The following is a 23,552-nucleotide window of genomic DNA, read 5'->3' as shown; positions in this document are numbered from 1 at the left end:
ACTTTTTATGACCAACTTAGCGGATTTAACCGATAGAATTGGCTAAGCTGCTGGTATAAAGCAGGGTGCCCTTGGGAGAGTTGTTGCGGCTGCTCAAAAAATACTTCCGAGATCACGGCAAAAAACTCGGCTGGGTTAGTCGCGCCATAGTAATCGAATAGGCTGCTCTCACCCTTAGCTGCCTGTTGTTGTAAAGCACTGAATTCTGCCGCCATAATTCCAGACCATTGCTGGTAATCACTGCTACGCTCCAGCAACGGCGCGCCGGTAGCTTGCCCTTTCTCTTGATCTAACTGATGCGCAAATTCATGGATCACCACATTACGGCCATCTCCCGGATGAGCAGCACCATCTAGCGTATCAGCCCAGCTAAGAATCACCTTGCCCTGCCCCCAAGACTCTCCAGACAGCACCCGCCGCTGCTCGTGCACCACGCCAGCCCCATCCGGGCTATGACCGTGCACAATAAAAGCTGCCGGATAAAGTAAAATTTGTTGTAATTTCGGGTAATAGTAGTCAGCCCGATTAAGTAGCAATAAGCAAGCCTGCGCAGCAATGGTGACTCGCATTTCATCCGTCACCGTTAAACCCTCACAACCAATAAAGTCTTTTTCAGCAATAAATACCTGAATATGTTTTTTAAGCTGTAGCTGCAAATCCGCGGGTAAGGCGCGAAAATACGGCATACGCTGCTTTAGAACACGCCGCCAGGCTTCCGGAAAAGGTTTCGCCTTAATTTTTTGACGCTGCCACTTCCGAAAGTAAGGCTGGCCCAGCACAAAACCGATTATCAAAATGGCAAGTATAGTTAAAATAAGTAACGGCAAGTGATGGCTCCAACAATGTTCTGGCGAACTCTTTTAGTGGGGTAAGGTCTGATTAAATTCAAGCGCTTGTGGTTAACAATCGACATGATAGGCTTGCTTTGCAGATCCAAGCTGTAGTTGAAATTTAACTGCATTACAGAAGGAATAACAATGTTCAATTTTCTTAAAAACCTGCTGGAAAGGGCCAGTAATGATTGGCAGCCCGCTGGCGCTCGCACACAACAGTGGCAACAGCTGGGGCTGAGCGAATCGCAATTTATGGCTGTGGTACTGATGTTACAGCTTGCTGATGCCGATTTTAACAGCGCAGAGCAGGAGCATAGTCTAGTATTAAATTACTTAAACAGGGAATATGGTTTAACACCAGCACAAGCTGAAAGCATTTTTAGTGAAGCGCTCAAGTTGGCAGGAGACGCTACCTGCTTACAAGCTTACACCTCCAAATTAAAGGTACTGAGCGAGCCTGAGCGTTTGGCCGTGCTTGATCAGCTGTGGCAAGTTGCTTATGCCGATGGCACTATCGATCCGAATGAAGAAGCTATGTTGCGTAACGTGGCTAACTTATTGTTTATTAAACACAGCGACTTTATTAAAAGTAAGCTGGCCAACAAGCCAGCCTGATGGCGTTGATAGAACAAACCTCGTTAAGTACTTAACGTTTGTCACTTTCGTCTTTACGTAACACTTCGCCTTCAATCACTGTGCCGCCAGCAGGGGGTGATTGCTGCTGATAGCGCTCTGCCTGCTCGCGAAACTGCCGCATCCGACGACGATGCCGATAAAGCATAATTGGGATCAGGATCCAACTGAGCACTAAGGCAAACAGTAAGAAAAAGGCGCCGACCAGCAACATGACGCCCAGCACCAACCAGGCCAGCAACCGCTGTAAAAAGCTACCTTGCTGGCGCAGCTGGAATTGCCGCTGCCAGGCCGAGGCCTGCTGACGGAAGGATGAATCAAACATAACAACCTCATCTAAAGTGCTGTAGCACAGCGTTAACACTGAGCGACAAAGAGCGAGGGTAGTAAAACACTACCCCGCATACCATATGCTTTATAACATTGTGCCTTATCAGGCTGAGCCTTGCCTGAATAGTTCAACAAAGCGCCTGTGCTCGTCACAACTTATTCAGTCTTGCTACTTAAGGCCCAACGCATAATATCAGCCCAACTCGGTTCCTTCCCATACATTTGCATCCCTCGTAAAAAAATTCTCCCGGCTACCCGGCGCATCCAGTACAAGGTTGCAATCAACAGCACCAATGATAACAACGGCTGCCACCAGGGGAGTTCTACCATGGCTAGTCTAACCGGCATCGCAGCGAAGGACGTTACCGGCAACCAGCTTAACAGCGTCATACCCCAACCGGTTGGGCTATCAATCACTAAATAGGTAAACAGTAGCGGCAACCAAGTGATCATCATTACCGCCCCTTTGCCGCTGGTATTAGGATCGTCAATAGAGGCTGCTATCGCCGCCATAAAACAGGCACATAACAACACTCCTAGTAAGGCAAAAGGCACTAACCAGGCAATGACTCCCCAATTGAGCCAATCCAGCGCCAGGGGTTTATCTGCCAAAAACAAAAGCGCGACTACGATACCCAGCAACATCACTAAGCTCGTGGTAAACATGGCTTTCATGGCACTTAAGCTATGCCCCAGTACCTTGCCATCAATCCATTGCTGGGGGGTGACTATGGCATAAAGCTGTTCCGTTACCCGCTGTTGTTTTTCGCCGGTAATACTCATCAATAACTGGCCAAAAGCGGTGCTTAAACCAATTAACAGCATAAATAATACTGCCAGCGCTACGGCCTTTTCTGGCCTGTCACTTCCTTTATAGTTGTCATCCAGATAGCGCATTTCAAGGGTTACTGGTTCCGATAGTTTTGCCAGCTGTTCCGGACTTAACCCCTGTGCTAAACCATATTGCTGGCGAAAATACTGTTGTAGCTCTTGCTCTAACAATTGCTGCCATTTTTTCCCGGCGGCGGTATGGATCACAATACTTTCAGCGTCCTCGGCGACTACGGCATGCCAGGTTTCACTGCTTCGAAGCTGGTTCAGCTGCTCATCTAACGATACCGTTGGCCGCTGAAACTGAAACTGCGCGGTATTAGTTAAGGTGTAATGCGCTGGTACAGCTATGCGGTATTCCGAGCGGCTTTCATCAACAAAGTAGCTCCAAGCGAAAACCGCTCCCATAATACCCAGCATCAGCAAATATGAAATCAACTGTTGTTTCCATTTAAAAAAACGTAAGAACTCCCATTTTGCAACAATTAGACTTTGCCGTGAGATCATGGCTGAACCTCCTGTTGATGTGCGGCCATAGCGGCTAAATAGAGCTGGTGCAGATCTGGATTCTGCATGGAGACACTGCGTATACTGAACTGACTAAGCAATTGTTGTAAGCAACCCGACAATTGTGTCGTCGTGGGTAAAAAGACACTAAAACGCGTTGCAGTATGTTGGGTAAAAACCATCTCAGGTAAAAGTACTGCCAGCTGCTCACTGCTTACCGCTTGTTCGGTCTCAACCACTACTTCTGGTTGAGGCTGCGCTTGTTGTTGAATTTCTGCTAAGGTGCCAGCTAACACTACTTGCCCTTTCGCCATTAATAACATCCGATCAGCCAGTTTTTCTACCATCGCCATCTGGTGCGCACTGAGAATGACTGTCATACCCTTCTCACGCAAGGTTTTTAAAAAGCCCACCACTTTTTCCTGATTAATAGGATCAAGCCCGGAAAAAGGCTCATCTAAAATAACCAGCGCCGGCTTATGGATCACAGCGGCAATCAGTTGTACCTTTTGTTGATTACCTTTGGATAGCTGTTTTAAATCTTCTTTGCGGCGGTCGCTAAGCTCAAAAATCTCCAGCCAATGGCTCATTTCCTGCTGCGCTTCGGCCTTAGACAAGCCATGCAGCTGCGCTAAATAGAGTAGGTTCTTTTCAACACTCTTATCTGGATATAACCCCCGGTCCTCCGGTAAATAGCCAAGATAACGCCTGGGAACATGATCATACTCCTGCTTTTGATGATGTACCGTTATCACACCGCTATCGGGTCGAGTCATTCCCACCAGCATGCGGATAATGGATGACTTACCCGCACCATTTGGCCCCAGCAGAGCAAAAATCTCCCCCGAGGCGATAGTAAAACTGACGCCGCGTACCGCCGTTACGGTGGCATAAGCCTTTTCGATAGTGTTAACCTCTATATGCATAGCACACTCCTTGATTCTTTTGCTTACCTTATCATCTACAACCCAAACTAAAAGCTCAAGTTACTTGCAAAAATGTAACACTATCTTTCAGCCGTTAACGCTACTATAGTCGCATCAAGATATGCTGCATTTTAGCGAAAGCTGTGATAAAACTACCCCCACTAACCTACTGCTGAATTACAGCCTGCTAAAACTGACGACAATTTATGCGTTATAACCTAGTATTTTTAGATGCGGCGACGTTAGGCGATGCCGACCTTAGCCCATTGCAGCAAGCGAATTGCCAATTAGCGCTACATGATTACAGCGACCCGGCAGATGTTGTAGTACGCTTACAACATGCTGATATTGCCATAGTGAATAAATGTGTTTTAGATGCCACCACTTTGCAGCAGCTACCGCGTTTAAAAGCTATTATGATTGCTGCCACTGGTACCGATAATGTCGATATCAAGGCAGCAGCTCAGGCAGGGATCCTGGTTAAAAATGTACGTAATTATGCCGAAACAGCGGTACCACAACAGGTATTCGCCTTGCTACTTGCCCTGACTAACCAGCTTTTGGGTTATCACCAGGCGGTACGCGCTGGCCAGTGGGCTAATAGTAAAAGCTTTTGTTTGCTGGATTATCCCCTTATGGAGTTGGCAAACAAAACAATGGTAATTGTCGGTTATGGCGCCCTTGGTCAGGCAACAGCGCGTTTAGCTGAAGCCTTTGGTATGGAAGTCATTGTTGCTGAACGACCTGATGCGCTATCGCCCAGGCCCGGCAGAATGTTACTGCGCGATGCCTTTGCGGCGGCCGATGTTGTATCATTGCACTGCCCATTAACTGAAGAAACCCGGCATTTATTAAATACCGAACGACTAAGTTGGCTAAAAGCCGGTGCGATTATCATCAACACTGCTCGCGGTGCGTTAATAGAGCCCGCCGCCCTTATTGCCGCCCTACAACAAGGGCGATTAAAAGCAGCTGGTTTAGATGTTTTAGCACAGGAACCTCCGACTGCGGAGGACGCTTTGTTAAACTGTAATTTACCAAACTTGCTTATTACCCCCCATACCGGGTGGGCCACTGCCGAGGCTAGGGCAAGGATGGTAACGAAAATCGCCAATAACATTACAGAATTTATTGCCAGCAGATTGGATCGTTAAGCTTGGCCTAAGCCAGCTGTGGGGATAAACAGCTGCCGATAATAATAAGAGCAACATTATGCGTTTTTTAAGTTTATGCCTATTTTCTAGCTTTCAACTGGCCATTTTATTCTGCAGTATGCCGCTTAGCGCCGCCAGCACTCTCTCAGCTCGTTTACTTGAGGCTGCAAGTAATACCAGCTCTGCTGAACAAATTGTGAACGAATTACAAGGAAGGGCACAAAGTGAATTAACAGTAGAAGATTACCTGGTGATGGCAGAGGGTTATCAAACGCTCGGTAATCGTGAAGCGGCTTTAGATGCGGTGCAAAAAGCCGAAGTGAATGCTAACACACCTTATATGCTGGCGCTGAGTTTATACAGCAAAGCCCAAATTTATGGCATTTTTTATCAAAATGCCGAGATGGCTATTCAACAACTTATCCAGGCAGAACAACAACTCAGCTCACTTAATGAACCCACGGCGCGGATCTTATTGAACGATGTTTTGAATAGCTTTGCCTCGGCTTATAATTTACAAGGCGATTTAAAAACTGCCCAGCTATATGCACAACGCAGCCTGGCATTAGCAAAAGAAATTAATAGTGACTCAAGAGAGCTAAACGCACTTATCTTAAACGGCCGCATCGCCTTACAAAATAATCAGTATCAACTGGCGTTTGCCTATTTACAGCAAGGTTTAACACTTGCCACCCGCCTAAAAGATGAAGAACAGCTGGCGTCGATTCACTTTCGTTTTGGTATGGCACATCGCAAACTGGATCAGCACCTTGACGCCTTAGAGCATTTCTCAGCAGCAGCCGAGCGCTATTTACAGCTAGACCGTATGACTAACTATAGTGCGGTATTAGTTTATATGGCCGAAAGCTATTTGGAGGAACCCCGCCAGATAGACAAAGCGGATACCTTGCTGCAGCAAGCGTTATCGATTGCCGAAAAACAACAAAATATGTCACGTACTGCTACCGCCTATTACAGCTTGGGCCGGGTTGCAATGTTGCGTAAAGAATATAGTGAGTCTGAAGAGTATTATCAGAAAGCATTACAGCATTTCCGGCAAATAAACTCGCGCGGTATGGTGATAGAAACCTCACTCGCCTTAGTGCAATTGATGATTGAGCAACAACGTTACAGCGAAGCAAGCGCTATCAAAAGAGAACTGACTGACGATATTGACTCTGCCGCCACCTTTCTACAATTGCGCTATTTCACTAGCGCAGCCCGCTTAGCGGCGGCCGCTGCGGACTGGCAAACAGCGTATGAGCTGCAAGAAAAAGTGACCGAGTTGAACCGGCAAGAACTGGCGGGCCAAATCCAACATAATATGCTGGAATTAAAAGCCGGCCTTAACCAGGTAAGTGATGCTGAACAGCAGGATAGTTTTGCTGTTGAATTACAGCAAGCTCTGGCGACCGCTGAATCGCGTCAGGTTATGTTACAAGCCGTCCTGGTGTTGATGATCTTTATCACCTTTATCTTTTGGCAGCTGTATCGACACAAACCCAGCTCAGCCCTTGCCACGCCAGCACCTGAAACCGCACCAAGACAATGGAGTCAATTTCAGGAAAAAGCAAAAGCTGTCGCTGTGCAGCAACCTGTTACGCTATTAGTCATACTGCCGCGATTTCGGGCGGCTTTGCAGCGGCAATTTGGCCGCCGGATAGTGGCCGAATTGCTGCAAGGTATAGAGCAGGAACTTAACAGCTCGGCGGTGAAAGCCAGTTATAGTGGTACAGAAATGTTGTGGCTGGCCGTGTCCGCAGAAACGGCTGAAGAACCCAAATTATGTTTACAAGCGGCCATTAGCTCATTCCAACAAAAATTGACGGCATTAGGCGTAGAACCCGCCATCCTGGCAGTTGAATTACCGCTTAAGGAACTACTGGGAAACACTTGGCATAAAGATGACCTAAATGCCCTGACCGAAGCTATTTGGTTCGGTTGGGCTTTAGCTGAAGCGCAACCGACAACAGAACCACTGTGGCAGCTAACGTTCTCGGCACTTCACCCGCGTCCTTGCGAATGGCAGGTAGAGGATTTACGTTCTGACATGCTAAATGCTTGTCGTTTAGGTGAATTGGTGTTGTATCTTAACGACCAAGCACTAGAGGTTGCGAGCTAGCACATCGTTTAGTGGCAGCTCTAGCAGTGGGTTAACATTAAGCTCGCTGGCAGCTCAAAGGTTTGCCGGCGGCGACGCAATGGACAATTAAAACTTAATCCTATTGCTTGCAAGGCTAAACCAGCGGCGTTTTTATTGTTTTTGCCATATTGTGGATCGCCCAACACTGGGTGTTCGATTGCAGCAAAATGACGCCGGATCTGGTGCTTTCTCCCCGTAATCAATTGTACTGTCAATAAGCTGCTATCGCTGGTAGCATCATAAGCTTGCAGGGTAAAACGGCTTTCACAAGGCTTGTTATCCAGAGGAATACTAATAGCCCCCTGTTGTTGCAAGACACTGCTAAGCTCACCTTTGACGCGAATTTGATAGATTTTGCTAATCTGCTGTTCGGCAATCAACTTACTTAAAGCTGCTGCTGCCTGCTTAGAATGAGCCAACATCACCAGACCACTGGCTTCACGATCAAGCCTATGCAATAAAAAAACTTGTCGTAATGGCGTGAAAAACTGCTCGGCAAAACGCAGTAAACTTAGATGGTCACCCCACTCATTTCCCTGCGATAACATGCCTGCAGGTTTAAACCATACGCTATAGGCTTTTTCATCGTGTAACAGCACTGCCGGTTCCGATTGCCGCTGTAAAATATCATCATCATAATGCAATGCCAGACTGTCACCTGGTTTTAGCATTTGTTGTGAGCGCCTTAAACGCTTGACAGGTTTACCAAGCAATTGCACTGCACCTTTGCTCATTGCATCTTTTAACCTGCCTTTGCTTAACTCAGGTACCGCAGAGGCTAAAAAGTCGATGGCGGACACAGCGGTAGAGGTTTGTAATCGGCGAGATAGTTTCATTCGTTACTCTCAGCTACCGGCGATTGCCGGTAGCACTTTGAATTTCTGTCAGTCGATCTTAACAAAAAAGGCCGCCAAAATCACAAAGCTTTCCTGAAGAGTCTTGCTATAAATTTGCTTCTGCAAAGGAAGCTAAACGGCTGCGTACCACCCCGTTCAGATTAATAGTGGTGCTACCTTCAAAGTTTTTAAAACGCTCCACGATATAAGTAAGACCAGATGTTACCGCTGTTAGATAATTACTGTCGATTTGCGATAAGTTACCGGAACAAATCAGCTTGGTCCCCTCACCACAGCGGGTAATAATGGTTTTAAGCTGTGCCGCGCTGAGGTTCTGACATTCATCTAAAATGACTATGGCATTTTGGATACTGCGGCCTCGCATAAAGTTAACCGATTTAAATTGAATATTCGCCTTTTCCATAATGTAATTAACACTGGCGTGTGGGTGCTCATCAGTCTTGTGCAATACTTCTAACGAATCGGTAATCGCCGCCAGCCAAGGAGCCATTTTCTCCTCTTCTGAGCCAGGCAAAAAGCCTATAGATTCAGCAATTTCGGGCGTATTGCGGGTGACTATTACCTTGTCGTACATGCCTTTCTCAATCACCAGTTCTAAAGCTGCCGCTAGAGCGATCAGCGTTTTACCACAACCGGCTGGCCCCGTTAAAATCACTAAGTCCATTTGCGGATCTAACAACGCCTGCAACGCCATCGCCTGATAAATATTTTTAGGGTGAATCCCCCAGGCATGCCGATGCATTAAACGCTCGTAACCAAAATCCAGAATTTTTAGCTCGGTGTCAGTGATGGCCAATACCTTACCGGCGAAGCTTTCGGCTTCATCAACCAAGTATTCGTTAATGTAGGCATTAGGCAGCACTTTACGGCTGATATAATGCACTGTATCACGGCCCTCATTCACACTGCGGCAGTCGCCCACCAGCGACCAGAACTCTCCGGGAAACTTGTAGTACCCTTTATATAAGAAACGCACATCATCAATAAGCTGATCGGTACGATAGTCTTCAACTAATTTTAAGCCTGCGCCTTTGGCTTTCAGGCGCATATTAATATCTTTAGTGACCAGGATAACTTTAAGTGGGCTTTTTTCGCGCTGTAGATACAACGCGGTATTGATAATGAGATGGTCGTTTTCGCCACCGGGTAAACCCGGTATTTCGTCTTTTAGATGGTGATCATTAATAATGAAAATATGACCACCAGGGCGTTCATCATGCTGTGCCGGTAACGCTACCCCATGCAACATTTGCTCTGGCGTGGCGTCTTTTAGCACATCTTCCAGTGCCCGGATGGCTACTCTCGCATCGCGACTGACATCTTTATTACGGTCTTTAATATGATCCAATTCTTCCAACACCGTCATTGGGATCACAACATCATGTTCTTCAAAGTTAAGAAAAGCGAAGGGTTCATGTAGCAGAATATTGGTATCAAGGACGTAGATTTTCTTCTCTTTAGACTTTTTACGCGCCATACGCACTCCTTTTAGTTTCGGCTGGCAAAAAAAGTAGCTAACTTCAGCTTAGTGCAACTTTGACAGACTGCTACACTAAAATGACAGTTTCTTGAAAGTTCCTTGGATACCATGCCGCTTGAGGATGACACTAAAATGACAACTTGGCGCGAACCACAAAGAAAAACCTGTCGCAGACTGATGCAACCTAACCGAATTCGCTGTACCATGACGCCCCGTTTTTTGACTGTTAGGGTTTAGAATGAATTTCGCATTGGGACAACGCTGGATCAGTGATACAGAGTCGGATTTAGGCTTAGGTACTGTTATCGCACAAGAAGGCCGCATGATTACATTATTATTTCCGGCCAGCGGTGAAACCCGCCTGTACTCCCAACAAGAAGCCCCCTTAACCCGTGTCAGTTTTAATGTCGGTGATGAAGTAAAAAGTGCCGAGGGCTTTACGCTACTGGTACAACACATCGCCGAACAACAGCAATTGTTAAGCTATCATGGTATCCGCCTGGATACCGGCGAAGAAGTCGTATTACGAGAAACGTTCTTAGACCACTTTTTAAGCTTTAACAAACCACAAGATCGGCTATTCGCCGGCCAGATTGACCGCTTTGAACATTTCCCGCTGCGCTATCAAAGCTGGCAGCAGCAACAACAATTACAACAAAGCACGCTACGAGGACTGGTTGGGGGCAGGGTTAGCCTGATCCCACATCAATTGCATATCGCCAGAGACGTAGCACAGCGCCACGCGCCTCGTGTCTTGCTGGCGGATGAAGTAGGCCTGGGTAAAACCATCGAGGCCGGTTTAATTATTCACCAACAGCTATTAACCGGGCTGGCTAGCAGGGTCTTAATCGTCGTACCTGAGTCACTGCAACATCAGTGGCTGGTTGAGATGCTCCGGCGCTTTAATTTACGTTTTGCTATTTTTGATGAAGAACGCTGCCAGCAAGCGCAACTCGATGCTGATAACCCTTTTGATACCGAGCAATTGGTGCTGTGTAGCATGGAATTTCTGGCGAAGAAAAAAAGCTGGCATGAACAAGCAGTTAGCAGCCATTGGGATTTATTAGTGGTTGACGAGGCACACCATCTACACTGGCATCCGGAAAAACCCAGTATTGAATATCAACGCGTTGAAGCATTGGCACAGGATACTGCCGGACTCATTTTATTAACTGCCACGCCAGATCAACTGGGCCATCAGAGTCACTTTGCCCGGCTGCGCTTGTTAGATCCTGAACGTTTTTACGATTATGAGCAATTCCAGCAACAAGAACAGGACTATCAGCATATTGCTGAGTTAGCGCGCCATTTATTAACCGAGCCGGCGTTGGACGACAGTCATACGGCACAACTGCAGCAATTGCTGACCGATGCAGATAGTCAGGCGTTATTAGCCACAGTACAACAAGCTCCGCTAATGCCAGCCGAGAGCCGTGAATTACTGTTGCAAAAATTGTTAGACCGCCATGGCACCGGGCGGATTTTATTCCGCAACAGCCGCAGTAATATTAAAGGCTTCCCACAGCGCCATGCCAAGCCTGTTGCGCTAACGCTGCCAGAGCAGTATCAAAACGCCTTAAAAGTGCAGCGCTCATTAAATAAAGACGCGCCACTGGCAGCAAAGATCCATGCTAATTTATTTCCAGAGCAGGTTTTCCAGGCCTTTGAAGGCGAGAAAAGCCAATGGTGGCAATTTGATCCTCGCGTCAATTACTTGTTAGAACAATTAAAAGCCCATAAGCGTGCCAAGTTTCTGGTGATCTGTGCCAAGGCAGCTACCGCTTTAGCTTTAGAAGAAGCCTTACGGTTAAGCGAAGGTATTCGGGCTGCCGTTTTTCATGAAGGTATGAGTATTGTCGAGCGCGATAAAGCCGCTGCTTACTTTGCCCAGGAAGAGTACAGTGCGCAGGTACTTATTTGTTCAGAGATCGGCAGTGAAGGTCGTAATTTTCAGTTTGCCAATCACTTAGTGTTGTTTGACTTACCACTGAATCCTGACTTATTAGAGCAAAGAATTGGCCGTCTGGATCGGATCGGGCAGCAGCAGGATATTCAAATTCATATCCCTTATTTCACCGACAGTGCCCAGCAACTTCTAGTCAACTGGTACCAGGATGGCTTAAACGCTTTTGCCCGCACTTGCCAAACTGGCCGGTTGATTTTTGAACAGCAAAAAGTCGAGTTAGAGAGCGTACTGGCAGATTATCAGGGACCAACCGAACAAAGCCAGTTATTGATTACTGAATGTGCACGAATGCAACAACAACTGCAGCAGCAACTGGAACAAGGCAGGGATCAGCTGTTAGAGCTCAATTCCAGTGGTGGCGCCAAGGCACTGCAATTATGCCAGGACGTTAACAGGATGGACGAGGACGTGAAACTGCCCATGCTGATGTTTAAAGCCTGGGATTTGTTGGGTGTAGCTCAGGAAGATCGCTCTGACACCAGTATTATCTTGCGTCCCTCTGAACAACTGCAGATGAACTACCCAGGGTTGGATGATGAAGGTACAACGGTTACCTTTGATCGTGCCACCGCTCTGGCAGAAGAAGATATACAGTTTTTAAGCTGGGATCACCCAATGGTTACCGGCACCCTGGATATTTTAACCAATGACCAGTTAGGCAATAGCGCTGTTGCGTTACTTCCCAATAAAGCTCTGCCGGTCGGCAGCTTTTTTGTCGAACTGATTTACATTGCTGAGGGCACTGCGCCGGCAGCACTGCAATTAGGTCGCTATTTGCCACAAACACCGCTGCGCTTATTGCTGGATAAAAGCGGCAAAGACTTGGCAGCCAAAGTCCCTTTCGATAATTTTAACCGCCAGTTAAGACCGGTAGGCCGACAAACTGCGACCAAATTGGTGAATGCCCTACAAAACTTTATTCACCCATTATTGGCAGGCGCAGAACAGCAAGCGCTAGGACAATTAGCCGCTATCGTTGAGCAAGCTCAACAGCAAATGCAGCAGGCTTTGAGTGCTGACATTGAACGCTTACAAGCACTACGTGAAGTAAACCCACTAGTACGGCAAGAAGAAATTGATCACTTAACCGAGCAACAACAGCAGCTTGCCGAATACCTGCAAAAAGCCAGGTTAAAGCTGGATGCCATCCGCTTGATTATCGTGAGTCACGATTAACACTATGCTACTAGACTATCAACCGCCAATGACACCCTATCTGGATATTCTATATCAGGACGATGATATCGTTGTCCTGAATAAACCCAGTGGCTTGTTATCCGTACCAGGTAAAGCACCTGAACACTTCGATAGTGTGCAGTATCGGGTACAACGCGTCTGGCCTACTGCCTCGGTGGTTCACCGTTTAGATATGGCAACGTCGGGAGTGATGGTGATGGCGCTTAACAAAGAGGCCCAGCGTAACTTAAATCGGCAATTTCAGTTACGCCAAACCGCTAAAGTGTATCATGCGAGAGTATCGGGGCAGGTGTTGACCGATAGTGGTAGTATTGAAGTACCGTTAATTTGTGACTGGCCAAACCGACCAAAACAAAAAGTTTGTTATCAATACGGCAAACCATCCCTTACTAATTTTAAGGTACTGTCGAGAACTGCCACTGAGAGCCGCTTACAACTTGAACCGGTAACAGGTCGCTCACATCAGCTTAGAGTTCATTTACAATTTATTGGTCATCCGATCCTTGGTGATAAATTTTATGCCGACAAAGCCACGAAAACAGTGAACAGATTACAATTACATGCTGTTAGTTTACGTTTGCACCATCCTGGGACTGGTATTTGTCAGATATTTTCGGCTTTTTGCCCCTTTTAGCTATCAAAATTGATTTTTATTAACACAACATTCAGTTAACTAGGCTAATATAAGCTGGTTTAAAAATAATCGCTAAAATGCATGCAAAACTAATAATACCTCAAAACAATATGGTAAACTTACACAAGTTTGCTAAGTTGGATGAATCTAAGGAGAAACGGATGAAACTTAAAACAACCGCTATAGCAGTCCTGGCTGCATTACCGCTGTTAAGCGCTCAAGCTTTTGCTAGCGCACCTTCGGCTCAAGACCTGGAAAAAAAGGTTTTTGGTTCGTTATTTGGCGAAAGCTACTGGACTGATGAGCGCAAAGGTCAGTCTGCGTTGTGGAATAACGTAGACAATGGTTGGGGCGTTGGTCTGGAAATCGGTTACCGCCTAAATGAAAAGTGGGGCGTTCGTGCTGAATATGCTCGTCAAAGCCTTGATTCATTAACTCAAAGCTCTCGCGTAACAGGCGATCGCTTTGGTATTGACGCGATGTATCATCTGACCAACTCAAATATCTATTTAGTGGGTGGTTGGAAACATTTTGAACATAATATCGCCTCTGACGCCTTAAACATTGGTATTGGCTACCGTCATTTCATTAACCACAATGTAGCATTATTTGTTGAAGGTAACGCTTATCGTGGTATCAGCAATGGTGATTGGAATGATGGCGCAATCAAAGCAGGTGCGACCTGGATTTTTGGTGCGGCAGCTGCACCAGCGCCTACCCCTGCTCCAGCACCAGCTCCTGCCCCAGCTCCAGTGGTAGTTGATTCTGACGGTGATGGCGTGCCAGATAGCCAAGACAAGTGCCCTAACACACCAGCGGCTCATAAAGTTGATGCTCAGGGTTGTACTATTTATACCGAGAAAATGGACCGTGTAGGTGACGTTGATATCGAAGTTCGCTTTGCTTTCGACTCTGCCGTAGTTTCTGCTGATGGCCGTACTGAAGTGAATCAGTTAGCTGCCTTTATGAAACGTTTCCCAGAAGCGGTAGTATTTATTGAAGGTCATGCTTCGAACATCGGTAACCCAGACTACAACATGCGCTTATCTGAGCGTCGTGCTAAAGCCATTGCGGACCTGTTAACTGCTCAAGGCATCGACAGTTCACGCATTACCTCACAAGGCTTTGGTGTAACTCGTCTGCGTGTTCAAGGTAACACTCGTGAAGCTCATGCGGCTAACCAGCGTATTGAAGCTAAAGTGACTGCAAAAATTAAAGAGCCAGTACTGCGTTAATCCGCATATTAGCTACGTAAAACAAAGCCGCTGCTTCAGCGGCTTTGTTATTTCTGTAATACTACAGATTTCCTGCAAATATTTGTTGCCGAGTTGCATAATGGCTGCTAATTTTTAGCTCGCCATTAAAATACTCCCGGAACGAGTAAATGACTTCTTTTAGCATTCAATTTTTCAGTGTCTTAACACTACTTATACTACCCGCCATTTCAAAGGCAAGCGAGGAACAAACGCCCGCAACTGAACACATTATTCAACTGCAACATGCAGCCCATGTCTGTAATGATGAGCAAGAAGCGAAACGTTTAGCGGCAAACGATCATCTGCGGGAGATGGCTAAAGCCCTGGTAGAGTTCAAAGCCACCAAGTATTGTTTTATTATGCAGCCCTCACAACTTGTCAGATTACTTGAGCATCATGGCAACTATATTAAATTTAGTCTTGATAACAAAGTGCTGTACACCTTCACTGAGCATTTAATCACACAACAATTATAAACTTAAGAACCATGAGCAGCAGCCGATAAGTAAGATAACTTCATACTTACCTACTGCGGAGCAGCGTATGCGCAAGGTTTTAGTAGCCGTCTCAATCATTCTGACATTACTAAGTAACGCTACGGCTAGCACGAACTGGGCTGATTTACAGCGGCAAGCACCAGATTTGGATTTGCAGCTAATCGAATCAGCCAGCTTATCTTTGCACATCCTCAGTGAGAGTAGCGTAACCTTGCAACCCAAAGGCACGGTAGTTATTCTGCCTGATTATCAGCAACATGCGTTCAGTCCAAGATTACTTAATACGCTACGTCTGCACCTGCCCGCTGCAGGCTGGAATGTATTGGTTATGCCCGCGCCAGAAACATCAGAACAAATATCTCCAGAACAAAAGTTATTACAGCAAAAAAGCCAGCTAGCGGCACGCTGGCAATTGCTTAACCAGCAAGGTAATTTGCAAAATCCTGTTATTGTTATCGCGCAAGGTGAAACGGCTGCACTACTTAATTTACTGGTTGCAGAGGCTTTAGCTACCCGTCCGGCAGCCATAGTGAACCTGGGGGCCTACTTAACTGATCAGCAACAAAACAACCAACTTTTAAAACAAGTTGCTCTTACCCCACTACCTCTATTAGATCTCATTACTGCCGTTGACCACCCGCATGCAACAGCAACCACGCAACAAAGACAATTAGTTGCCAGGGCGCAACAAAATTCGCTATACCGTCAACGCTATCTAAGCGAGGCCCGTCAGGACCAACCGATGCAACAATGGCTGATAAAGGAGATCTTAGGTTGGTTACAAACTAACGGCTTTTAGCGCGTTGCTGCTTAATTAGCTCGTAGGCAGCCTGAATATCTTGTGTACGGCGTTTTGCTACATCAAGCATTGCAGCAGGGACGCCTTGTGCCATTAACTTATCAGGATGATGTTGCGCCATTAATTTGCGATACGCTCTTTTTAACTCTTGCTCAGTCACCTCTGGCACACAACCTAAAACTTGGTAGGCCGCTAATAACGATTTAGCCTGCTCCTGAGCTGTTCCAGGATTCTGCTGAAAACGGGATTGTGCTTGATAGGACAGGAGTAATTGATCCAAAGTATTTTTCGAAATTTGTAAGCAGTCAGCAACCTGCAGCAATAGCTTATACTGTTCTTGTTCAACCCGACCCTCTACGCAGGCTATGCTAAGTTGTATTTCTAAAAAAAGTTGCAAAACATCAGGTCGTTTTTTATAACGCTGGTAAAACTCGTTTATCTGCACCTTAAAAGGGAAATTTACAGCCTTGCCATCGCGAAAAGCAGCCTGAGCCTCTTTTTTCTGCTGTGCATTTAAGCCCAGCTGCTGCATAAAATGGCTGGCTTGATTGATGTGGGCTTTGGTAACCACTCCAGTAGCTTTAGCGATATGTCCCATAGCCGCAAAGCTACTGTACATAAACAGCGCCTGCTCATCGTCTTGCCCAAAGACACTTTGTATCCCTTCCCAATTTCCTAATTTACGTTGGAACCATTGGTCAAAATAATGTCCAACCAATACGCCTAAGATCAAACCAGGAAGTTTAAATAATGCTAAACCAAATAGCGCACCGAGAATTTTACCCCACACCCATGATTCTCCAAAAATCGGCAAGTTAAGACCAAATCAGTAAATTAGCTAAAAACACGTTAACACCAGCACTATATCGGATTAGCAGGAATTCTAAAATTGATTTATCATAACAGCCCTACTCTGCGGTCAGTAGAGTGGTATTTAATACAATATGAGTAAGAAGGCATGAAACGAGGTTTGAGTTTAGCAGGATTAATCTGGGCAGCGATGGGCTCAATGCAAGTACGGGCTGACCAGATCCCTATTCAGACTTGTTATCAACCTATGACATTACCTGAGGTTTTAAAAGACCTTGATAGCAATGATCAGCGCATCCGCATATTTTCTGATGATGTTGTTTTGCAAGGAAGCCAGCAGGCTACTTTTTCCGGGCAAGTACAGATTTTGCACCGAGACACCTTACTGCAAGCCCCTAATGCACGTTACAATCCAGAGCAGCAAAATCTGGTAGCAGATGGCGGTATTGAATACTTCAGCAATGCGCTTCATGTCAGTAGCCGTTTTTTAAAGGCCGACTTAGCAAATAACCAAGCCACACTGGGCCAGGCAAAATATCAGTTTGTTGCTCAGGCCGGCAGAGGTGAAGCGGCGGCACTCACGGCGTCTGAACAAGCGCTTAGTTTAGATCAGGCTCTCTTTACTACTTGTCCCGAGCAAGATAACAGCTGGGCACTCCATGCTGAACATATCAACATAGCTGCTGACTCTGGCTGGGGAGAAGCGCATCATGCTGTATTTAAAATCAAAGATATTCCCGTATTTTATCTTCCTTATTTGACTTTTCCGGTTGATGATCAGCGTAAAACTGGTGTGCTAATCCCAAAGGTTGGTAGCTCACAACGCCTAGGTGTAGAACTAGAGGTGCCTTATTACATTAACCTCGCCGAAAATTATGACCTGACGCTATCACCTCGTTATATGAGCAAAAGAGGGACCCAGCTCAAATCGCAATTCCGTTATTTGACTGAACAACATCAAGGCCTAATGCAACTAGAGTACCTACCCAACGACAATGATAAACCCAGTGGTTTTGGCGAACGTTATTTGGGACACTTAACTCATCGGTCAGATTTTAGCAGCAATTGGCGTGGCTATATTGACTTCACTGATGTTAGCGATGATGCCTATCTCACCGAACTGGGTTCTGATTACAACAACCAAAGCGATACTCAGCTTTACCGTGAAGCCAGTCTTAGCTATTTTGGCGAGCAAGTACATTCTCATCTGAAGGTACAAGGTTTTGAAATTCTGGGTAACTATAATAAAGCTTATCAGGCTTTGCCGCAGTTAAGTTTTGCTTCAGCCAAGCCCATAGCGCTTGGTGACAAGTTGCAAGCCAGTTGGTATAGCCAATATGCTCATTTCAAAAACGAGCAAGCATTTTACACTGCTACTGATCGCTTGCATCTTGAGCCAACATTACGTGTGCCCTTCATTACGCCTGCTTTTGAGATGACGGCAGAAACCAGCTTACTTTACACCTACTATCAGCAACAAAGTTTAAGCAGCTTAACCACTGAACAATCTGAAATTAGTAGAGCACTACCAAAGCTAAGGTTACATGCCCGTATCAACTTAGAGCGGGAGTATGATTGGTTTGGCGAACAAGCATTGCAAACCTTTGAACCTCAGGTGCAATATTTATATATCCCCTATCGTGATCAAAGCAACATTGGTCTTTATGACACTACGCGTCTACAAGATGACTATTACGGTTTATTCAGACAAAATCGCTTTTCCGGTTTAGATCGTATTAACGAGGCGAATCAACTCACTGTTGGCTGGACTACCCGTTTTTACGATAACACCGAAAATGAATTATTCCGCTTTAGTTTAGGGCAAATTTTCTTTTTGAAAGAGCCTGAGCTGACTGACGACCTTCTTACGCAGAACCTTACCTCTACCGAATCTATGCTGGCATCTGAAATGGTTTGGCACTGGTACAGACGCTGGTATGTCAGTAGCGCCTTGCAGTATGATATTGATAGTAAAAGGCTAGTAAAGAGCAACGCTAGCGTTGACTACAGAGGAAGTGAGAATACCTTATTACAATTGAACCATAGATATAGCCGGGCAGTCTCAGGAGTAGAAATACAGCAGCTCGGGTTAATCGGTGCTATTCCAATTAAACAAAACTGGCAACTTATTGCCAGTTACTATCGGGATGTAGCAAATCATCGTATGATAGACGCCAATTTGGGATTGCAATACGAATCTTGTTGCTGGGCAGTACGCTTGGTCGCAAGACGACAAGTTCGGGCCGATTTCGAGGTGGCGCTTGATAACCTGAATCAGTTAGCCCGTCTGGATAGTGGTTTTAGTTTACAATTCGTCTTTAAAGGTTTTGGTGATAAAGCCGGATTTGGTGTTTCAGATATGTTGTCGAATGGTATCTTCAGTTATCGACGTCCATATTTACTAACTAATTAATGTAGGAACTTATGAAGTTACAACAATTTATTTTTCTGATTTTGCTTGGCTTTGCCAGCGCCACCTTGTCTGCTGCAGAACGCGAGATTGACAGAGTTGCCGCTATTGTTGATAGCGGTGTGATTTTAAAAAGCGATGTTGATGAAATTGTGAATCGGGTAAAACGTAACGCCCAAGCACAGGGGCAAACCCTGCCATCAGACCAGGCTCTTCGCACTCAAGCCATCGAACGCTTAATTATGATTAATTTGCAATCTCAGATGGCACAGCGTATGGGTCTGCAAATCAGTGACGCGCAATTAGACGATACCATTCGCAATATTGCCCAAGGCGAGAATATGACGCTAGAACAATTTCGCCAGCAAGTTATCAATGAAGAAGGTAACTACGAACGCTTCCGCGAAAAGGTTCGTGAAGAGATCATTACTAATGAAGTGATGCGTGCCAATGTGCAGCGTCGTATTTATATTAGCCCACAAGAGGTTGATAACCTGTTGAAGATCATGGAAGAACAGGGAGCCAGCAGTGAGCAGTATAAGTTAGGTCATATTTTAATTGCTATACCAAGCCAAGCGACTACCGAGCAAGTTGCCGAGTCACGCGAACGTGCTGAACAGGTGCTAAATTTACTGAATAATGGTAGCGATTTCCGGCGTATTGCGATTGCTTCCTCTAGCGGTGCCAACGCACTAGAAGGTGGGGAATTAGACTGGATGAATATTAACGAAATGCCAACCCTGTTTGCAGAGGGCATCAGAGGCAAGAAAAAAGGAGATTTAGTTGGGCCGTTACGTTCAGGTGCGGGCTTCCATATCCTGACTATTTTTGATATCCGCGGCGAAAATGTCGCAGAGCTAACCGAGGTCAAAGCGCGCCATATATTAATCAAGCCTTCTATTATTCTCAGCGAAGAGCGTGCTCAAAACATGTTAACTGAAATGATTACTAACCTCAAAGCAGGTAATGCCGATTTTGCTGCCCTAGCCAAACAACACTCAGATGATCCTGGCTCAAAATTAAATGGCGGTGAGCTCGGCTGGAACGAGGCGGACATCTATGTACCCGCTTTCCGTGATACATTAAACCGCTTGCAAGTAGATGAGCTAAGTGCACCTTTCCGTACCGAGCACGGTTGGCATATTGTGCAGTTATTAGATCGCCGTACTGTAGACGCTACCGCTGATAAAAAACGCGATCAGGTGTACCGCATGATCTTCAACCGGCGCTTTAACGAAGAATCGGCAAGCTTTATGCGCGAGCTGCGTGACGACGCCTATATTGAAGTATTGGCAGATAATTAATGACATTACGTATTGCTATTACACCGGGTGAGCCTGCTGGTATTGGCCCGGACCTGGTATTAGCGCTGGCGAAACAAGACTGGCCAGTAGAGCTAGTGGTTTGCGCTAACCGGGAGTTAATGCAAGACCGCGCCAAGCAATTGGGAATGCAAGTTCAACTCATACCTTACCAGCCTGAGAGACCGGCACAACCACAAACAGCGGGTACGCTGACGATTGCTGATTTCGCGCTAAGCGAGCCAGTCATCGCGGGTACCCTCAATGCGGCCAATGGCCGCTATGTGGTTGATACTTTGCACGCGGCTGGCGAAATGGTGTTAGCAGCAGAAGTAGCCGCCATTGTTACCGGGCCAGTACATAAAGGTGTTATTAATCGCGCAGGCATTCCTTTTAGTGGTCATACCGAATTTTTTGCTCAGCAATCTAACACCCCTTATGTGGTAATGATGTTAGCTACTGAAGGGTTAAGAGTAGCTTTAGCTACTACGCATATTCCTTTAGCCTATGTAGCGAAGGCCATTACCCGGGAGCGGTTAACAAAAGTAATTACTATTTTAGATCAGGATCTTAAGCAGAAATTCGGCATTGCAAACCCGAAGATTTATGTTTGTGGTTTAAACCCTCACGCTGGTGAAGATGGTCATCTGGGCCGGGAAGAGCTCGATGTAATTAGTCCCACGTTAGAAGAGCTGCGCCATACCGGCATCAATTTAGTTGGGCCTTTGCCAGCAGATACCTTATTTCAGCCCAAATACCTTAACGAAGCAGATGCGGTGCTCGCCATGTACCATGACCAGGGACTACCGGTATTAAAATACAAAGGTTTTGGCCGCTCGGTGAATATTAGCCTTGGCCTGCCATTAATCCGTACCTCTGTCGACCACGGTACCGCTCTCGATCTCGCCGCTACAGGCAAAGCCGACCCCGGCAGCCTGTTCCATGCCGTTAATCAAGCGATTCAACTAGCACAAAGAACGACAACTTAATGACTGATAATGTACATCAAGGCCACCGTGCCAGAAAACGCTTTGGCCAAAACTTCCTGCATGATCCTCATGTGATAGGCCGTATTGTAAAAGCCATAGCGCCAAAACCGACAGACTATCTGGTAGAAATAGGCCCAGGCTTAGGTGCACTCACGGAACCTGTGGCAGCAGCTGCAGGTAAACTAACTGTGGTGGAACTCGACCGTGATTTGGCAGAACGCTTGCAACAACACCCAGAACTCGCCAGCAAGCTGCAAATTTTCCAGGCCGATGCCATGAAGTTCGATTTCGAGCAATTGGTACAACCTGGGCAAAAGCTGAAAGTATTCGGTAATTTACCTTACAACATCTCGACGCCACTTCTGTTTCATCTGTTTGAGTTTGCTGACAGTATTGAAAATATGCATTTTATGTTGCAAAAAGAAGTGGTTGATCGCATGACAGCCATCCACGGCAGCAAAACTTATGGTCGCTTAAGTGTGATGACCCAGTTTTATTGCCAGGCCATGCCCGTAGTACAAGTTGGCCCCGGCGCATTTAAACCGGCTCCTAAAGTCGATTCTGCAGTAGTACGACTCATCCCTTTTGCCAAGTCTGAACGGGCTAATGTGGACCCAGCCGTACTAAACCGAGTCTGTTTGGAAGCCTTTAACCAAAGACGCAAAACACTTCGCAATTGTTTTAGCAATTTTGCCACAGCGGAGCAGATATCCGCTTTGGGCATTGATCCAACACAACGACCAGAACAACTACCGGTTGCCGATTTTGTGAAAATTGCCCAGTGGCTAGCTACCCAGGAAATGAAAAATGAGCCTTGAGCAACAAATTACTGTCTCTGTCGATAGTTTTTACCTCGGCGCCCAGTCCGAACCCACGGAGCATCGTTATGTGTTCGCTTATTGTGTGAACATCACCAACAATAGCAATCAGCAGGTACAACTGCTTAGCCGTTATTGGCAAATCACTGACGGTAATGGTAAGCAAACCGAGGTACGAGGCGATGGAGTAATAGGCGTGCAACCGCAGTTACAACCTGGCGAGACATACAGCTATACCAGCGGCGCTGTGTTGGAAACCCCCTTAGGTAGCATGCAAGGTTATTATGAAATGATCGACCAAGCAAAGCAGCCCTTTCGCACCGCTATTCCGATGTTTCGCCTGGCCATGCCAAATATTTTAAACTGATGGCAACCTATATCATCGGTGATTTGCAAGGTTGCTTTGAACCCTTAAACCGTTTATTGCAACATATTCACTATCAACCAACAAAAGATGAACTCTGGTTTTGTGGCGATCTAATCGCCAGAGGACCAGACTCACTAGCCTGTTTAGATTTTGTGAAAAGTTTAGGGACCGGTGCACGTATGGTGCTCGGTAATCATGATCTTAACTTTATTGCCAGCTACTATGGCTTTAGCAAAATTAAAGCGGCGGATAACTTATCGGCCTTGCAAAAAGCGCCTCATTTACCAGAGCTAATCCATTGGTTATGTCAGCAACCGCTGCTGCAACATAACAACCAGCAAAACGTTATGATGGTTCATGCTGGTTTGGCGCCAGAGTGGGATTTAGCAACAGCCATAGCTGCTACAGACGAAGTTTGCACCTTATTGAAAAACAATCCCACCGCCTTACTTGCCACCATGTATGGTAATACACCTGCTCGTTGGTCTGATGCGACAACACCAGAAGCGCGCTGGCGTTTTACCATCAATGCCTGCACTCGGATGCGTTTTTGTCAGCATGACGGCGCCCTTGAACTTATCACTAAATCAGGTATTACTGAACAAAATACGCTTATCCCCTGGTATGAATTCTGGCGTGATAAAGCACATCCCGAACTTTTTTTTGGGCATTGGGCGGCATTAAACGGTTATAGTCCTATTGCTGGTATTCATGCACTGGATACTGGCTGTGTTTGGGGAAACCGCCTTACAGCCTATTGCGTCGAATCCAGACAACGCTATAGTGTAAATGCATAACGAAAAACCATAAAACA

At 46.1% G+C, this 23,552-nt stretch carries 21 protein-coding genes; 14 read left to right on the top strand and 7 right to left on the bottom strand.

Going from position 1 to position 23,552, the window contains the following annotated elements:
* Positions 1-5: 5 nt before the first annotated feature.
* Positions 6-827, bottom strand: coding sequence for a M90 family metallopeptidase (locus IE163_RS02785; RefSeq protein WP_189429932.1), 822 nt, complete (start codon positions 825-827; stop codon positions 6-8).
* Between the two features lie 150 nt (positions 828-977).
* On the opposite strand from IE163_RS02785, the gene IE163_RS02780 reads away from it, so the two are divergent.
* Positions 978-1,448, top strand: a complete 471-nt coding sequence (locus tag IE163_RS02780) for a tellurite resistance TerB family protein (RefSeq protein WP_189429930.1) — start codon at positions 978-980, stop codon at positions 1,446-1,448.
* A gap of 31 nt (positions 1,449-1,479) precedes the next feature.
* Here the strand turns inward: IE163_RS02780 and IE163_RS02775 are convergent, their stop codons facing one another.
* From IE163_RS02775 to IE163_RS02765, 3 genes are all read right to left on the bottom strand, one after another.
* Entirely contained in the window at positions 1,480-1,791 is a 312-nt protein-coding gene (locus IE163_RS02775) for an FxsA family protein (RefSeq protein WP_189429927.1), read from the bottom strand.
* A gap of 161 nt (positions 1,792-1,952) precedes the next feature.
* Positions 1,953-3,134, bottom strand: coding sequence for an ABC transporter permease (locus IE163_RS02770; RefSeq protein WP_189429925.1), 1,182 nt, complete (start codon positions 3,132-3,134; stop codon positions 1,953-1,955).
* The gene (locus tag IE163_RS02765) at positions 3,131-4,060 is read right to left on the bottom strand and encodes an ABC transporter ATP-binding protein (RefSeq protein ID WP_189429923.1); all 930 of its coding nucleotides are present in this window, start codon (positions 4,058-4,060) and stop codon (positions 3,131-3,133) included. The genes IE163_RS02770 and IE163_RS02765 overlap by 4 nt, the downstream gene beginning before the upstream one ends.
* A gap of 206 nt (positions 4,061-4,266) precedes the next feature.
* Between IE163_RS02765 and IE163_RS02760 the strand changes: the two genes are divergently transcribed.
* Complete coding sequence (locus IE163_RS02760; protein ID WP_189429921.1) at positions 4,267-5,214, top strand: NAD(P)-dependent oxidoreductase; 948 nt, start codon at positions 4,267-4,269, stop codon at positions 5,212-5,214.
* Between the two features lie 58 nt (positions 5,215-5,272).
* Entirely contained in the window at positions 5,273-7,336 is a 2,064-nt protein-coding gene (locus tag IE163_RS02755; RefSeq protein ID WP_229833404.1) for a tetratricopeptide repeat protein, read from the top strand.
* Positions 7,337-7,356: 20 nt separating this feature from the next.
* Here the strand turns inward: IE163_RS02755 and IE163_RS02750 are convergent, their stop codons facing one another.
* A complete protein-coding gene (locus tag IE163_RS02750) occupies positions 7,357-8,193 on the bottom strand; it encodes an RluA family pseudouridine synthase (protein ID WP_189429919.1) in 837 nt (278 codons plus the stop codon).
* 106 nt (positions 8,194-8,299) lie between these two features.
* Positions 8,300-9,691 carry a PhoH family protein gene (locus tag IE163_RS02745; RefSeq protein WP_189429916.1) on the bottom strand — a complete coding sequence of 464 codons (1,392 nt, stop codon included), beginning with the start codon at positions 9,689-9,691 and terminating at the stop codon, positions 8,300-8,302.
* Positions 9,692-9,932: 241 nt separating this feature from the next.
* Here IE163_RS02745 and rapA point away from each other — a divergent pair, with 241 nt between their 5' ends.
* From rapA to IE163_RS02720, 5 genes are all read left to right on the top strand, one after another.
* Positions 9,933-12,836: an RNA polymerase-associated protein RapA gene (gene rapA / locus IE163_RS02740; protein ID WP_189429914.1), complete on the top strand. Its 2,904-nt coding sequence runs from the start codon at positions 9,933-9,935 to the stop codon at positions 12,834-12,836.
* A gap of 4 nt (positions 12,837-12,840) precedes the next feature.
* Positions 12,841-13,491 (top strand): RluA family pseudouridine synthase, encoded by a 651-nt coding sequence (locus IE163_RS02735; RefSeq protein WP_189429912.1) that lies wholly within the window; start codon positions 12,841-12,843, stop codon positions 13,489-13,491.
* 161 nt (positions 13,492-13,652) lie between these two features.
* On the top strand, positions 13,653-14,726 hold the full coding sequence (locus IE163_RS02730; protein WP_189429910.1) for an OmpA family protein: 1,074 nt from the start codon (positions 13,653-13,655) through the stop codon (positions 14,724-14,726).
* Positions 14,727-14,875: 149 nt separating this feature from the next.
* Positions 14,876-15,223: a hypothetical protein gene (locus tag IE163_RS02725; protein ID WP_189429908.1), complete on the top strand. Its 348-nt coding sequence runs from the start codon at positions 14,876-14,878 to the stop codon at positions 15,221-15,223.
* Between the two features lie 67 nt (positions 15,224-15,290).
* Positions 15,291-16,043, top strand: coding sequence for a DUF3530 family protein (locus IE163_RS02720; RefSeq protein ID WP_189429906.1), 753 nt, complete (start codon positions 15,291-15,293; stop codon positions 16,041-16,043).
* Here IE163_RS02720 and djlA read toward each other — a convergent pair.
* On the bottom strand, positions 16,030-16,833 hold the full coding sequence (djlA, locus tag IE163_RS02715) for a co-chaperone DjlA (RefSeq protein WP_189429904.1): 804 nt from the start codon (positions 16,831-16,833) through the stop codon (positions 16,030-16,032). The two genes, IE163_RS02720 and djlA, sit on opposite strands and share 14 nt — an antisense overlap.
* Before the next feature lie 168 nt (positions 16,834-17,001).
* On the opposite strand from djlA, the gene lptD reads away from it, so the two are divergent.
* Genes lptD through IE163_RS02685 form a run of 6 tightly spaced genes read left to right on the top strand, consistent with a single transcriptional unit; the run spans position 17,002 to position 23,535 of the window.
* Positions 17,002-19,266: an LPS assembly protein LptD gene (gene lptD, locus IE163_RS02710; protein ID WP_189429902.1), complete on the top strand. Its 2,265-nt coding sequence runs from the start codon at positions 17,002-17,004 to the stop codon at positions 19,264-19,266.
* An 11-nt stretch (positions 19,267-19,277) separates the two neighbouring features.
* Positions 19,278-20,567 carry a peptidylprolyl isomerase SurA gene (surA, locus tag IE163_RS02705; RefSeq protein ID WP_189429894.1) on the top strand — a complete coding sequence of 430 codons (1,290 nt, stop codon included), beginning with the start codon at positions 19,278-19,280 and terminating at the stop codon, positions 20,565-20,567.
* Entirely contained in the window at positions 20,567-21,553 is a 987-nt protein-coding gene (pdxA, locus tag IE163_RS02700) for a 4-hydroxythreonine-4-phosphate dehydrogenase PdxA (protein WP_189429892.1), read from the top strand. The genes surA and pdxA overlap by 1 nt, the downstream gene beginning before the upstream one ends.
* Positions 21,553-22,371, top strand: coding sequence for a 16S rRNA (adenine(1518)-N(6)/adenine(1519)-N(6))-dimethyltransferase RsmA (gene rsmA / locus IE163_RS02695; protein WP_189429890.1), 819 nt, complete (start codon positions 21,553-21,555; stop codon positions 22,369-22,371). The genes pdxA and rsmA overlap by 1 nt, the downstream gene beginning before the upstream one ends.
* A complete protein-coding gene (gene apaG, locus IE163_RS02690) occupies positions 22,361-22,738 on the top strand; it encodes a Co2+/Mg2+ efflux facilitator ApaG/CorD (protein WP_189429887.1) in 378 nt (125 codons plus the stop codon). Before rsmA ends, apaG begins: the two co-directional genes overlap by 11 nt.
* Positions 22,738-23,535, top strand: a complete 798-nt coding sequence (locus IE163_RS02685) for a symmetrical bis(5'-nucleosyl)-tetraphosphatase (RefSeq protein ID WP_189429886.1) — start codon at positions 22,738-22,740, stop codon at positions 23,533-23,535. The genes apaG and IE163_RS02685 overlap by 1 nt, the downstream gene beginning before the upstream one ends.
* Positions 23,536-23,552 lie beyond the last annotated feature (17 nt).

Source organism: Alishewanella longhuensis (assembly GCF_014653435.1).
GTDB classification, from domain to species: Bacteria; Pseudomonadota; Gammaproteobacteria; order Enterobacterales; family Alteromonadaceae; genus Alishewanella; species Alishewanella longhuensis.
This window is presented reverse-complemented; position numbering and strand designations above follow the sequence as displayed.